The 13,688-nt window shown below is 72.6% G+C and carries 11 protein-coding genes; 3 read left to right on the top strand and 8 right to left on the bottom strand.

All coding sequences use genetic code 11. The annotated features are described in order from the left end of the window. The first annotated feature begins 6 nt into the window (after positions 1 to 6). Positions 7 to 1,014, top strand: coding sequence for a GlxA family transcriptional regulator (locus ACWGJ2_RS06495; protein WP_453344835.1), 1,008 nt, complete (start codon positions 7 to 9; stop codon positions 1,012 to 1,014). A gap of 43 nt (positions 1,015 to 1,057) precedes the next feature. Here ACWGJ2_RS06495 and ACWGJ2_RS06490 read toward each other — a convergent pair whose 3' ends face one another. The 4 genes from ACWGJ2_RS06490 to ACWGJ2_RS06475 form a co-directional block, all read right to left on the bottom strand. Beyond that, positions 1,058 to 2,125, bottom strand: coding sequence for a Zn-dependent alcohol dehydrogenase (locus ACWGJ2_RS06490; protein ID WP_453344834.1), 1,068 nt, complete (start codon positions 2,123 to 2,125; stop codon positions 1,058 to 1,060). A gap of 139 nt (positions 2,126 to 2,264) precedes the next feature. Next, positions 2,265 to 3,797 (bottom strand): aldehyde dehydrogenase family protein, encoded by a 1,533-nt coding sequence (locus ACWGJ2_RS06485; RefSeq protein WP_453344833.1) that lies wholly within the window; start codon positions 3,795 to 3,797, stop codon positions 2,265 to 2,267. After that, a complete protein-coding gene (locus ACWGJ2_RS06480; protein ID WP_453344903.1) occupies positions 3,794 to 5,065 on the bottom strand; it encodes an acyl-CoA dehydrogenase family protein in 1,272 nt (423 codons plus the stop codon). Before ACWGJ2_RS06480 ends, ACWGJ2_RS06485 begins: the two co-directional genes overlap by 4 nt. A gap of 77 nt (positions 5,066 to 5,142) precedes the next feature. After that, positions 5,143 to 6,108: an SDR family NAD(P)-dependent oxidoreductase gene (locus ACWGJ2_RS06475; RefSeq protein WP_453344832.1), complete on the bottom strand. Its 966-nt coding sequence runs from the start codon at positions 6,106 to 6,108 to the stop codon at positions 5,143 to 5,145. 111 nt (positions 6,109 to 6,219) lie between these two features. Here ACWGJ2_RS06475 and ACWGJ2_RS06470 point away from each other — a divergent pair, with 111 nt between their 5' ends. Then, entirely contained in the window at positions 6,220 to 7,146 is a 927-nt protein-coding gene (locus ACWGJ2_RS06470) for a cyclase family protein (RefSeq protein WP_453344831.1), read from the top strand. A gap of 300 nt (positions 7,147 to 7,446) precedes the next feature. Here the strand turns inward: ACWGJ2_RS06470 and ACWGJ2_RS06465 are convergent, their stop codons facing one another. The 4 genes from ACWGJ2_RS06465 to ACWGJ2_RS06450 all read right to left on the bottom strand — a co-directional run bounded on the left by ACWGJ2_RS06465 (position 7,447) and on the right by ACWGJ2_RS06450 (position 11,823). Continuing rightward, positions 7,447 to 8,034, bottom strand: a complete 588-nt coding sequence (locus ACWGJ2_RS06465) for an ATP-binding protein (protein WP_453344830.1) — start codon at positions 8,032 to 8,034, stop codon at positions 7,447 to 7,449. Positions 8,035 to 8,428: 394 nt separating this feature from the next. Continuing rightward, positions 8,429 to 9,430: an acyl-CoA dehydrogenase family protein gene (locus ACWGJ2_RS06460; RefSeq protein WP_453344829.1), complete on the bottom strand. Its 1,002-nt coding sequence runs from the start codon at positions 9,428 to 9,430 to the stop codon at positions 8,429 to 8,431. A 4-nt stretch (positions 9,431 to 9,434) separates the two neighbouring features. Beyond that, positions 9,435 to 10,604, bottom strand: coding sequence for an acyl-CoA dehydrogenase (locus ACWGJ2_RS06455; protein WP_453344828.1), 1,170 nt, complete (start codon positions 10,602 to 10,604; stop codon positions 9,435 to 9,437). A gap of 28 nt (positions 10,605 to 10,632) precedes the next feature. Next, entirely contained in the window at positions 10,633 to 11,823 is a 1,191-nt protein-coding gene (locus tag ACWGJ2_RS06450) for an amidohydrolase family protein (protein WP_453344827.1), read from the bottom strand. 159 nt (positions 11,824 to 11,982) lie between these two features. On the opposite strand from ACWGJ2_RS06450, the gene ACWGJ2_RS06445 reads away from it, so the two are divergent. After that, on the top strand, positions 11,983 to 13,647 hold the full coding sequence (locus tag ACWGJ2_RS06445) for a class I adenylate-forming enzyme family protein (protein WP_453344826.1): 1,665 nt from the start codon (positions 11,983 to 11,985) through the stop codon (positions 13,645 to 13,647). Positions 13,648 to 13,688 lie beyond the last annotated feature (41 nt).

The following is a 13,688-nucleotide window of genomic DNA, read 5'->3' as shown; positions in this document are numbered from 1 at the left end:
CGGGCCATGGCTGTCTTCCGTCATCCGGGCCGCCACCGCGTCGCCGTCCTCGTGCGGCACGGTCTGCTGCCACTCGAACTGGGCATTCCGCACCGCCTGATGGGCCGCGCCAAGACCGAGGAGGGCACGCTGCTCTACGAGGTCGTCACCTGCTCCGCCGAGCCGGGCCCGGTCCGTACGGACGCCGACTTCACCGTCAACGTGGACCACGGCCCCGAGGCGCTGGACGAGGCCGACACGGTGATCGTCCCCGCAGCGCACGAGGCGGACGAGCCCTTCGCCGAGGGGGTGCTGAGCCGCCCGCTCGCGGACGCGCTGGCCCGCATACGGCCCGGTACGCGCGTCGCGTCCATCTGCACGGGCGCCTACGTGCTCGCGGCGGCGGGGTTCCTGGACGGCAGGCGGGCCACCACCCACTGGGCGTCGTGCGCGCGCTTCCAGGCGCTCTTCCCGAAGGTGAGCGTGGACCCGGACGTGCTCTACGTGGCCGACGGAAACGTGCTCACCTCGGCCGGAGTCGCCTCCGGCATCGACCTGTGCCTGCACATGGTGCGCGAGGACTTCGGCTCGGCCGTCGCCAACTCGGTGGCCCGCCGCACCGTCGTACCGCCCCACAGGGACGGCGGCCAGGCCCAGTTCATCGAGCGGCCCGTCCCCGTGGCAGGCATCCACAGCACCGGCACCGCGCGCGCCTGGGCGCTGGAGAACCTCGGGCAGCCCCTCACGCTGCGCGCCCTGGCGGAGCGCGAGTCGATGAGCGTGCGCACCTTCACGCGGCGCTTCCGCGAGGAGGTCGGCGTCAGCCCGCAGCAGTGGCTGACCCGGCAGCGCGTCGAGCGGACGCGGCAGTTGCTGGAGGACACCGATCTGCCCGTCGACCGCATCGCCTCCGACGCGGGTTTCGGCTCGGCCTCGTCGCTGAGAGCGCACTTCCAGGCAGCGCTGGGCGTCTCACCCAGCGCGTACCGGCGCACGTTCCGCACGGGCCGCGACGCGGAAACGGTCGCGGCCTGACGGTTGCCGGGCCCGCCCCGCCCCGCCGACCCGACCCGGTTCGTCAGAACGTGAGCACGCCGCGGGCGACCCTCCCGTGGTGCGCGTCGTCGGCGGCCTTGGCGAAGTCCTCGACGGGATAGACCTCCGTCACCAGCTCGTCGAGCAGCAGCAGCCCGCGCCGGTAGAGGTCCGCGTAGAGGGCGATGTCCCGCTGTGGGCGCGAGGAGCCGTAACGGCAGCCCAGGATCGACTTGTCCAGGTACATGGACGACACCAGGAACGACGCCTCCGCGTCGGCCGGCGGCACCCCCAGGAGCACGGCCTGGCCGTGCCGGTCCAGGAGATCGACGGCCTGCCGGATCAGCTTCGTGCTGCCCACGCACTCGAAGGTGTGGTCGGCGCCCGTCGGCAGGATCTCGCGCACGGCCGCGCCCGTGTCCGCCACCGTGGACGCGTCGACGAAGTGGGTGGCGCCGAACCGCCTGGCCACCTCCTCCTTCGCCGGGTTCGCGTCCACCGCCACCAGGGGCGAGGCCCCGGCGATGCGGGCGCCCTGGAGGACGTTCAGCCCGATGCCGCCCGTGCCGATGACGACCACGGACTCGCCGTGGCCGACCCGGGCCCTGTTGAGGACGGCGCCCACCCCGGTCAGCACGCCGCAGCCGATGAGCGCGGCCGAGGTGAAGGGGATGTCGTCCGGGATGCGCACGGCCTGGACCGCCTGGACGACGGTGCGCTCAGCGAAGGCCGAGTTGGAGGCGAAGTTGAACAGTCGCTCCCCGTTCCTCGTGAACGGGCGCCCCGGTCTGCCGATGGCCGCGCGGCACATGGTGGGGCGCCCGCGGTCGCACTCCGCGCACGTCCCGCAGTTGGCGAGCGTGGACAGCGCGACGTGGTCACCGGGCGCCACATGCCGCACCCCCTCGCCGACCGCCTCCACGACGCCCGCGCCCTCGTGCCCCAGGACGACGGGGACCGGGAAGGGGATGGTCCCGTCGACCACGGAGAGGTCGCTGTGGCAGAGGCCCGCCGCCCGTATCGCGACCAGGACCTCGCCGGGCCCGGGGCCGCGCACCTCCAGGTCGTCGGCCACCTGTGCCTGCCTGCCGTCGAAGATGACACCGCGCATGGGCCCGCTCCTCGGTCCTGGTTCCCTCGGTCCTGGTTCCCCCGGCCGCTGTTGCGCGAGGGGTGCTGCTGGTGCGCCGACCGCTACGTCAACCGCTGTGCCGCCGCCATGCCGCCGCTTGCCGGTCCCCGTGCCGTCCCTAGGAGGGCCAGACCAGCGACTGGAGTTCGCTGTACGCGTGCAGCCCGAACGAGCCGCCGTCGCGCCCGATACCGGACTCCTTGAAGCCGCCGAAGGGCGTCTCCGGGTGGCGCTGCACGGTGTTGATGCCGATGTTGCCGCTGCGCAGCCGCGCCGCGAACGCCCAGGCGCGCCCCGCGTCCGAGCTGAACACGTAGTCGGACAGCCCGTAGGGCGTGCCGTTGGCGATCCGGACCGCCTCGTCCTCGTCCTCGAAGGGGAGGGCGACGACCACGGGGCCGAAGATCTCCTCCCGCGCGACGGTCATCTCCGGGGTGACACCGGCGAGAAGGGTGGGCGCTACGTAGAAGCCCGGTTTCAGCGCCGGGCGTTCGCCGCCCGCCACGACCCTGGCGCCCTGGGCGCGCGCGCCCGCCACATAGGACTCGACGCGGTCGCGCTGGGCCGCCGAGATGAGGGGGCCGACCAGCGTGGCCGGATCGTCGGGATCACCGACTGTCAGTGCCTCGGCGTACTGTGCGAGAGCGGTGACGACCTCGTCGTAGAGCGAGCTGTGGACGAGGACACGGGTCGGCGCCGTGCAGATCTGACCGCTGTGGAAGGCCCACGTCGACGCGACGGCGCCCAGCGCGGACTTCACCGTGCGCGCGTCCGCGTCCTCCAGGACGACTGCCGCGCCCTTGCCCCCCAGCTCCATGAGGGTGCGCTTCATCCCCTTCGCCGCGGTCTCGGCGATCTTCTTGCCCACGGAGGTGGAACCGGTGAAGCTGATCATGTCGACGTCCGGGTGCCCGACCAGGGCCTCGCCCGCCGCCGCGCCCGATCCCGTGACCACGTTGTAGAGCCCGTCGGGCAGCCCCGCCTCCTGGAGGAGCGGCCCCAGTTCCAGACAGCTCAGGGGGTCCTGGGGAGCCGGTTTGCACACGACGGCGTTCCCCATGGCGAGCGCGGGGGCGACTTTGCCCGCGAGGTTCACGACGGGGAAGTTGTACGAGGTGATGCACCCCACCACGCCCACGGGCCGCCGCACCGCGGCGGCGCCGATCAGGCCACCGGGCGCGAGCGCGCTCGCGCGCACGGGCTGCGGCGCGAGGGGGACGGTGGCGGGTTCGAGCGCGCCGCGCGCGTAGCGGCGGAAGCGGTCGGCCGCGGTCGGCATCTGCATCCCCGAGGCGACCTTCGCCGTGGCGCCCGTCTCCGCCTGGAGCAGGGGCACGAGCGCGGGGCCGCGTTCGGTGAGCAGGTCGGCGATCCGGTCGAGCACGGCGGCGCGCTCGCGCGGCTCCGTGCGCGCCCACTCCTCCTGTGCGCCGCGCGCCGCCCGTACCGCCGCGTCCACCTCGGCGCCGTCCGCGCCCGCCTCGGGGGCGAGGCCGACGGGCTCCTCGGTGGCCGGTGCGATGACGGGATAGTGCCCGGCGGCCGGTTCGTGCCGGCGCCCGTCGATCCAGTGCTGGTAGCTCTTCGCGGGCGTCGGACCCTTCGTGGACGCTGTGCCCTGTGTGCCCTGTGTGCCCTGTGTGCGCGTCATGCGCGTGGCTCCTTCGGGAGGCCCAGCACGCGCTGGGCGATGATGTTGCGCTGCACCTCGTCCGAGCCGCCGTAGAGGGTGTCCGCGCGGGTGAAGAGGAAGAGCCGCTGGAGCGGATCGAGGGCGTACGGACGCTCCGGCGTCCAGTCGTACGGGCCCAGCGCGCCCGCCGCGCCCCGCACCCGCACCGCCAGTTCGCCGAGCCGCTGATGCCAGCCGCCCCACAGCAGCTTGGCGACACTGGGCGCGCCCTCGGGCCCGGCGCCGAGGCCGGGCGCGCGCCCGTGCCCGGCGCGCCCGTTGCCGTCGCCGTTCCGGCCCAGCGTGCGCAGGGCGTTGCAGCGCATGGCGTGCAGCTCGGCCCAGGAGCGGACGAGTTGCTCGCGCAGCACGGGGTCGGCCCCGGCGGCGCCGGTACGCAGCGCCAGGCCGATCACCTCGGCCAGCTCGGCGGCGAAGCCGATCTGCTGCACGAGGGTGGACACGCCGCGCTCCACCGCGAGCAGTCCCATCGCGACGCGCCAGCCCTCGCCCTCCTCGCCCACGCGGTGCTCCGCGCGGGCCAGCGCGCCGTCGAAGAAGACCTCGTTGAACTCGGCCGTCCCCGACATCTGCCGGATCGGCCGTACCTCGATGCGTCCCGGCTGGTCCATGGGCACCAGCAGGAACGACAGTCCGCGGTGCCGCCGCGATCCCGCCTCGGTGCGGGCCAGCACGAAGCACCAGTCCGCTTCCCGCGCGAGGGAGGTCCAGATCTTCTGGCCCGTGACGCGGTACGTGCCGCCGCCGTCGCCGTCACCGCCCTCCCGGACGGCTGACGTCCGCACCGCGGCGAGGTCGGACCCGGCGCCGGGCTCGCTGTAGCCCTGGCACCACAGTTCCTCGCCGCGCGCGACGGGGGGCAGGAAGCGGTCGCGCTGCGCGGGCGTGCCGTAGGCGAGCAGCGTCGGCGCGAGCAGGTTCTCGCCGATGTGCCCGACCCGCCCCGGTGCCCCGGCGCGCGCGTACTCCTCGGCCCAGACGACCTGCTGAGTGAGGCTCGCGGCCCGGTTGCCGTACGCGCCGTGCGTACGGTCCCAGCCCATGCCGATCCATCCGGCGGCGCCCAGTTCGCGCTCCCACGCGCGGCGGACGTCCGTTGCCTCGTGCTCGCTGCCGGGACCGCCCCGGCGGGCGGCTGCCGCGAAGTCGCCGACGAGGTGGGTGCGGAGCCATGTCCGCGCCTCCTCCCGGAACGCCTCGTCCCCTCCCTCGCCCCCGAAGTCCACGGTTCCGGTTCCTCCCTCCGGCCCTTCACCCCTGCGGTCCTTCACCCTGTCGTCCCTCACGTCACGCGCCGCGACCGTCACGCGTTGGGCCGCTCCTTCTTGGCCGCCGCCTCGGCCATGGCGCGCAGTTGCCCGAGCAGGGGCATCGGGTCCTGGCCCACCGTGGCGGGCAGCACGTCCGCGATCAGCTCCGGCGTCCACACGGCGCGCGCAGCGCCGCCGCCACCACCGGCATCCGCTCCCGCTCCCGCCTCCGCTCCCGTCGCGTACGCCGCGCGCAGCTCCCTCGGCTGCGCCCAGACCGCGATCTTGGGCCCCGCGACGGTGTAGACCTGGCCCGTGATGTCCTCCTCGCGGGCCCGGTCGCTGAGCAGGTAGACGACGAGCGCCGCGACGTCCTCCGGTTCGCCGATCTCCTTCAGCTCCATGGGCACGTTGGCCGACATCCGCGTACGGGCCACGGGCGCGACGCAGTTGGCGGTCACCCCGTACTTGTTGAGGCCGAGCGCCGCGCTCCGGACCAGCGAGATGATGCCGCCCTTCGCCGAGGCGTAGTTGGCCTGCGAGACGGAGCCCTGGTGGTTGCCGCTGGTGAAGCCGATGAGCGTGCCGGACTTCTGCTTGCGCATGACCGCGCTCGCGGCGCGGAAGACGGTGAACGTGCCCTTGAGGTGGGTGGCGACGACGGGGTCCCACTCCTCCTCGCCCATGTTGAAGAGCATGCGCTCGCGCAGGATCCCGGCCACGCAGACGACCCCGTCGACCCGCCCGTACTCCGCTAGGGCCGTGTCGACGATCCGCTGGCCGCCCTCCATCGTCGAGACGTCGTCGGCGACCGCGACCGCCTCGCCGCCCGCCGCTGTGATCTCCTTGACGACCTCGTCGGCGATCTCGCTCCGTGGCTCGCCGCCCTCGATGGAGACGCCGTAGTCGTTGACGACGACCTTCGCGCCCTCGCGGGCACAGGCCAGCGCCACGGCCCGCCCGATGCCGCGCCCGGCTCCGGTGACGGCGACCACCTTGCCTGCCAAGAAGTTCCCCACGTCGCGCCCCTTCCCGCGGTTTCTGACGGACCGTTAGATTTTTGAGCACGCGCCCACGGAACACAAGACCCGTACCCGAACCCGCCCACACCCGCCCCGAGGGAGGCCAGGATGACCCTGCCGCCGGAGTTCCACGACATCGCCAAGCGCGTCAACAACTGGGGACGGTGGGGTGACGACGACGAGCGCGGCACACTGAACCTGATCACCGACGCGGTCGTGCGCGACGCCGCGACGACGGTCCGCACGGGCCGCCGCGTCCCGCTCGCACTCCCGCTCCAGCAGGACGGTGTGCAGACGGGCATGATCCCGGGGCGGGTCAACCCGCTGCACACGATGGTCGCGCTCAACCACGAGATGTTCGGCCCCGGCACCGTCGCCACCAGCGACGACGCCGTCACCATGGGCCTCCAGGCGGCCACCCACTGGGACGCCCTCACCCACGTATCCCACTCGGGCCGGATCTACAACGGCCGCCCCGCCGACACGATCACCGCACATGGCGGCGCCGCCTTCAGCGGCATCGACAAGTCGCGCGGCATCGTCTCGCGCGGGGTGCTGCTGGACGTGGCCAGGGCGCGGGGCGAGGAGGTACTGGCGGGCGGCCACGCGGTGACGCCCGACGATCTGGCCGCTGCGGAGGAGCTGGCGGGGACACGCGTACGGGCTGGGGACATCGTGCTCGTCCGCACGGGCCAGATGCGGCGGTATCTGGCGGGCGACAAGCAGGCGTACGCGTTCCCGTCACCGGGCCTGTCGGTCCGCACCCCCGAGTGGTTCCACGCACGCGACGTGGCGGCCGTCGCGAACGACACGCTCACCTTCGAGATCTTCCCGCCGGAGATCGAGAACCTCTGGCTGCCCGTCCACGCCCTCGACCTGGTGGAGATGGGCATGCTCCAGGGCCAGAACTGGAACCTGGAGGAGCTGTCCGAGGCGTGCGCCGAGGAGGGCCGCTACGCGTTCCTGCTGGCGGCGGACCCGGAGCCGTTCGTGGGCGGCACGGGCACGCCAGTGGCACCGGTGGCGGTGCTGTGACGGCCACGGTGGCCGCGACGGCTACGGCGGCTGCGGTGGCCGCGACGACCCCGTAAAGAACCCCGCGAAGGGGAAGGCCGGTCGGGTGGCGGTGCGCCCATGCGCACCCCGAGCACGGCACGGCGGACCGCCACCCGGCTCCGGCGCTCGGGCCCTGCCTCCAACGGAGGCCGGCGCCGGAACACGACCCGCACTCGCCGAGGAAGCACACGGCCCTCGGCGTCCCCTCGCGACGAATCGCTCCATCCAAGGGTGATCAACCAGATACGAGACGTCAACACCTGGTCTGGACTTTGAGGGTTATGCCCCGACTGTCCGAGCCCACACCCTTCCGTACACACCCATCGCGAACGCGTCCGGAGCGGCGTCCCCGACACCGGAACCGGCCGCCGCACCGGCACCGGCCCCGACTCCGGAACCGGCCCCGGAACCGGTTCCCGCGCCGACTCCGCCCGGCTCGGCGCAGTCCGGTTCGCCCGGCCGGTCGCAGTCCAGCTCGCACCAGATGTTCTTGCCGCCCTCCTCGCGCTCCCAGCCCCACCTGTCGGCGAGGCCCGAGACCAGCTCAAGGCCGCGGCCGTTGGTGTCGTCACCGTCGGCCTGCCGCTGGCGCGGCGGGCGGCTGCTCACGTCCGCGACCTCGACGCGCACGGCCCCCGACTCCCGCGGAACGGGGCGTACCGGCAGCAGCATGCGCAGCACGGCGGGAGCGCCCGTGTGCACGACCGCATTGGTCACCAGTTCCGAGATCAGGAGGATCAGGGTCTCCGCCAGCGGCTCGTCCGCGTCGATACCGCACCCCGCGAGCCTGGATCTGGCCCACCTGCGGGCGCGGCCGACCTCCATCGGGTCGGATCCGATTTCCAACTGCACCTGAAGCACCTGCACCGCTCACACCATCCGAATCGGCGGACACATCGCCTCTTGTCTCCTCGTCGTCACAGAACGTGACCCCGGCAGAGAACAGCATGGTTGACGCATAGTCACTGCAACAAGCGCTTCAGGCATATTCCGGCGCAAAGGAGTAGACGTACTGCATACTGTGCGACCCTGCCCAGGTGCAGTCGAACGACACCGCATCATGCACTCGTTTCGCTTTTGCCGCGCCCAGGAACCGCTCGCACCCCAGGGAGGGTACCGGAGCGGAATGACATCCCCCGCTCGTCTTCGATCACATCGAGGACACAGCCCGATATCGACGCAGCGTAATCACGCAATCCCGCATTACGCATCTAAATTGCGCATCAAACCACTAAGCGTCACTTAGCGCCCCAGTGGTTACTCAGAGCGCACCCGCCAGTTCCTCCTCTGCCGCCGCCGCGTCCTGCCACTGCCAGGACCGCAGCCACGCCCGCTTGAGGTGGAGGTGGACCTCGGACTCCCAGGTGAAGCCCATGCCGCCGTGCACCTGGAGGCAGTCCCGCGCGTTGCGCACGGCCGCCTCGTCCGCGAGCAGCTTCGCCCCCGCCGTCTCGGCCGCCTCACCCGTCACCGCGGCGGCGTAGACGGCGGCGCGCGCGGTCTCGGCGCGCACCAGCATCTCCGCGCACAGGTGTTTGACCGCCTGAAAGGCGCCAACAGGCTGCCCGAACTGGTGCCGCGTCCGCGCGTGGTCCACCGCCATGGCGACGGTGCGCGAGGCGCTGCCGAGCTGGAGCGCCGCGGTGAGCAGCGCGGCCTCCCGCACGGGAAGGCCGGGAGCGGCGGCCTCGGGGGTCTCGGGGGTCTCGGGGGCCTCGGGGGCGGGGACCCGGTGCAGCGGCGTCAGCGGGTCGACGGAGCGCAGCGGCGTGGCCCCGGACGCGTCGCCGAGCACGGTGTCGGCCTCGTCCAGCCACTCCACGAGGCCGCCGTCCACGGCCGTGACCACGGCCTCACCCCTCGCCGCAGCCGCCGCCACCCCCTTCGCCGCGCCCGTCGCCGCTCCCCCGTCGCACCCGTCGCCCCCGCTCGCGGTCAGGTGCGTGGCGACGAGGGGGCCGGGCAGCAGCGCGCGTCCCGCCTCCTCGAAGAGGAGGACGGCCTCGGGCATGCCCAGGCCGACCCCGCCCGCCGACTCGGGCAGCCGCAGCCCGAAGAACCCGGCCGCGCCCAGTTCCCGCCACAGCACGCGGTCGAGCCCGAAACCGGCTGCCCGTTTTGCCCCGCCTCCCCCTTCTTGTCCATCCGGGGTCGCTGTGGCCCGCCCCGCAGCCCGCAGCGCGTCAGGGGAAAAACGGCGCTCCAGTAGATCGCGCATGCCCTGGCGCAGCGCCCGCTGCTCCTCGGTGAGCCGGAAGTCCACGCCGTCACCGTCCCTTCGGGAGGCCGAGGACGCGCTCGGCGACGATGTTCCGCTGGATCTGGGAGGTTCCGGCGGCGATGGTGTACGAGAGTGAGGACAGGCGGTCGGCGGTCCACTCCTCGTCGGCGTCGAGGGCACCGGGGCCCAGCACAGCGGCCGCCGCGTCGTACAGCTCCTGCCGGGCGTGCGAGTAGCGCAGCTTGAACACCGAGGCGCCCACCCCCGGCACCCCGCTCCCGCCCCGCGCCAGCGCGTGCCCCGCCTCGCTGACGTTCCACTGGGTCAGCCGCCACAGCGCCGTGAACTCGGCGTGCAGCCGCCCCAGGCGCCGCCGCAGCACCGGGTCGTCCCACGTCCCGTTCGCCTTCGCGGCGCGCGCGACCCGGCGCAGCACGCGCCGGCAGGCGACGACCTCGCCCACGAAGGCCGTGCCGCGCTCGAAGGAGAGGGTCACCATGGTGACGCGCCAGCCGTCGTTCTCCGCGCCGACCCTGTTGCTCACGGGGACGCGCACCTCGTCGAGGAAGACCTCGGCGAACTCGGCGGACCCGGCGAGCGTGCGCAGCGGCCGTACGGTGATGCCGGGTGCGTCCATGGGCATCGCCAGCCAGCTGATGCCGCGGTGCGGGGGCGCTTCGGGGTCGGTGCGCACGAGGAGTTCGCACCAGTCGGCGACCTCCGCGTGCGAGGTCCAGATCTTGGCGCCGGTCACGACGTAGTCGTCGCCGTCCCGGAGCGCGCGAGTGCGCAGCGAGGCCAGGTCGGAGCCCGCCTCGGGCTCGCTGAAGCCCTGGCACCAGACCTCTTCGCCGCGCAGTACCGGCGGCAGCCAGCGGCGGCGCTGCTCCGGTGTGCCCTCGGCCGCGATGGTGGGGCCCGCGTGCAGCAGTCCGACGAAGTTGGCGCCTACGTAGGGCGCGCCCGCCAGCTCGGTCTCCTCCAGGAAGATCAGATGCTGCGCCGGGGTGGCACCCTGGCCGCCCGCGTCCCTGGGCCAGTGCAGCCCCGCGTACCCGGCGTCGTGGAGCATGCGCTGCCAGCCGAGGTCGTAGGCGCGCCGCCCCGGCCAGTCCAGGGGGTCCGGCTTGGCGGGCAGCTCGGGCAGCACCTCGCCCAGCCAGGCGCGCAGCCGCCGTCTGAAGTCCTCTTCCTCCTCGGTGGACGTCAGGTCCATCGGGCGCCCCCGCGTACGCGCACACGGCTCATACGAGGTCCAGCCCCAGCATGCGGATGGCGTTGCCCCGCATCAGCTTGTGCACCGTCTCGTCATCGAGGCCCTTCACATGGTCGAGGGCGACCTCCTTGGTGTGCGGAAAGGTCGAGTCGACGTGCGGGTAGTCGGTCTCGAAGGTGGCGTTGTCGCGCCCGACGGTGTCGAGGGAGGCGACGCCGTGTTTGTCGCGGAAGAAGCAGCAGAAGATCTGCCGGTAGTAGTACGTGGAGGGCGGCTCGGGGATCAGGTCCCGCACCCCGCCCCACGCCCTGTGCTCCTCCCACACGTCGTCGGCGCGCTCCAGGGCGTACGGAATCCAGCCCATCTGGCCCTCGCTGTAAGCGAGCTTGAGCCGGGGAAACCTCACCAGCACGCCCGAGAAGAGGAAGTCCATCATCGACGCCATCGCGTTGTTGAAGGACAGCGACGCCTGGACGGCGGGCGGCGCGTCGGGGGAGGCGGCGGGCATCTGCGAGGACGAGCCGATGTGCATGTTGACGACGGTTCCGGTCTCCTCGCAGACGGCGAAGAAGGGGTCCCAGTAGCCGCTGTGGATGCTGGGCAGCCCGAGGTGGGTGGGGATCTCGCTGAAGGTGACGGCGCGCACGCCGCGTGCCGCGTTCCGCCTGATCTCGGCGACGGCCAGTCCGATGTCCCACAAGGGGATGATGCACAGCGGGATGAGCCGCCCGCCGCTGCCGCCGCACCACTCCTCCACCATCCAGTCGTTGTACGCGCGCACGCAGGCGAGCGCGACCTCCTTGTCGTGCGCCTCGGCGAAGGTCTGCCCGCAGAAGCGCGGGAAGGTCGGGAAGCACAGCGACGCCTCGACATGGTTGAGGTCCATGTCCCTCAGCCGCTCCACGGGGTCCCAGCAGCCGCGGCGCATCTCGGCGCGGGTGATGCCCTCCAGGGTCATGTCGTCGCGGTCGAAGCCGACGGCGGCGATGTTGCGCTTGTACGGGAACTTCAGGTCCTCGTAGATCCACCAGTCGGCCGGAGGACCGTCCGGGTCCATCGTGATCCGGTACTTGCCGCCCGTGTACTCCAGCTCGCCGATGCCCGCGGTGAGCGGCTGGGGGCCGCGGTCACGGTACTTGCGCGGCAGCCAGGTCTCGAAGAGGTGCGCGGGCTCGATCACATGGTCGTCGACGCTGATGATGCGCGGTAGCTCCGTCACGGGATATCCCCTCGCCCGTATCTGATGACCCGTCAGAAAGAGGCTAGCCCCGCGACCTCTGGACCGACAAGGCGTGGAGGCTTACGCTTCCCGCACGATCTGACGGAACGTCAGTTAACGTCACTCCGGGTCCCGAGCGGGCCCGACAGGGGAGGGCGCATGACCGGCACCGCGGACGCACCGGACGCACTGGACGCCTCGCGCACCCTGTGGGAACTGCTCGCGCGCAGGGCCGCGCTCAGCCCGGAAGCGCCGGTACTGATCCAGGCCGGGGACGGAGCCGGGGACGGGGACGGCAATGGGGGCGCGGGAACCGGCACCGAGGCCCCGTCGGACCGCCGCATCAGCTTCGGCGAGCTGCGCACGCGCGCCGAGCGCACGGCGGCCGGACTGTACGCGCTGGGCGTGCGCCCAGGGGACACCGTCGCCTGGCAGCTCCCCACCCGCATCGAGACCGTGGTCCTCTCCCTCGCCCTCGCACGCCTCGGCGCCGTACAGACCCCGGTCATCCCCTTCTACCGCGACCGCGAGGTCGGCCTCGCGCTGCGTGCGACCCGGGCCCGGTACTTCGTCCACCCGGGCCACTGGAGGGACTTCGACTACGGGGCGATGGCCCGTCGCGTCGCCCCGGAACCGGAGGAACCGGAAGAGGCGGAGGGGAAGGAGGGGACGGAGGGGACTGGCGGGGAACCCGTACAACTGCTGGCCGTCCACGACGCGCTCCCCGACGGGGATCCCGCCACCCTCCCGCCGCCCCCGTCCGACGGCACGGCGGTGCGCTGGATCTACTGGACCTCCGGCACCACCTCGGACCCGCGCGGCGTGCGGCACACCGACCGCAGCCTCATCGCGGGCGGCTCCTGCCTGGCCCACGCGCTGCGGCTGCGCCCGGACGACGTCGGCTCGATCGCCTTCCCGTACGCGCACATCGGCGGCCCCGACTATCTGGTGATGCTGCTGCTCTACGGGTTTCCCGCCGTCCTCTTCGAGAAGTTCGCGCTGCCCGACGCGCTGGACGCGTACCGCCGCAACGGCGTGACCACGGCAGGCGGCTCCACCGCCTTCTACGCGATGTTCCTGGCCGAGCAGCGCAAGCGGCCCGGCACCAGGCTGATCCCGTCGCTGCGGCTGCTCGCGGGCGGCGGCGCGGCGAAACCGGCGGAGCTGTACCACGAGGTCGTCCAGGAGCTGGGCTGCCAGCTCACCCACGGCTACGGGATGACCGAGGCCCCCATGATCACCATGGGCGCCCCCGACGACACCCCGGAGAACCTCGCCACCACCGAGGGCAGGCCGCCCGAGGCCATGGAGATACGGATCACCGACGCCGACGGCAAGCCGCTGCCGGCAGGCACGGACGGGGAGGTACGGCTGCGCGGCGAGGCCGTGTGCCAGGGCTATCTGGACCCGGAGCAGACGGCGGAGGCGTTCGACGCGGACGGCTTCCTCATCACCGGCGACCTGGGGCACCTCACACCGGACGGCTATCTGGTGCTGACCGGGCGCACGAAGGACATCATCATCCGCAAGGGAGAGAACATCTCGGCCAAGGAGATCGAGCAGCTGCTCTACGAGCACCCCGCCGTCGGCGACGTCGCGGTGATCGGGCTGCCCGACAAGGAGCGCGGGGAGCGGGTGTGTGCCGTGGTGGAGCGGGCCGAGGGGGCCGGGGCACTGACACTGGAGGAGGCCACCGCGTATCTGCGGGACGCGGGTCTTTCGGTGCACAAGCTGCCGGAGCAGTGGGAGACGGTGGACGCGCTGCCGCGCAACGACGCGCTGCGGAAGGTGCTGAAGTACAAGCTGCGCGAGCGGTTCGGGTGAGGCGGGCCGGGGCGGGCCCGGGGAGCGTCGAGGCGCCGGAA

It is taken from the genome of Streptomyces sp. NPDC054796 (assembly GCF_053611545.1).
Note: the sequence above shows the minus strand (reverse complement) of the source record. Positions and strands in the feature narration are given on the sequence as shown.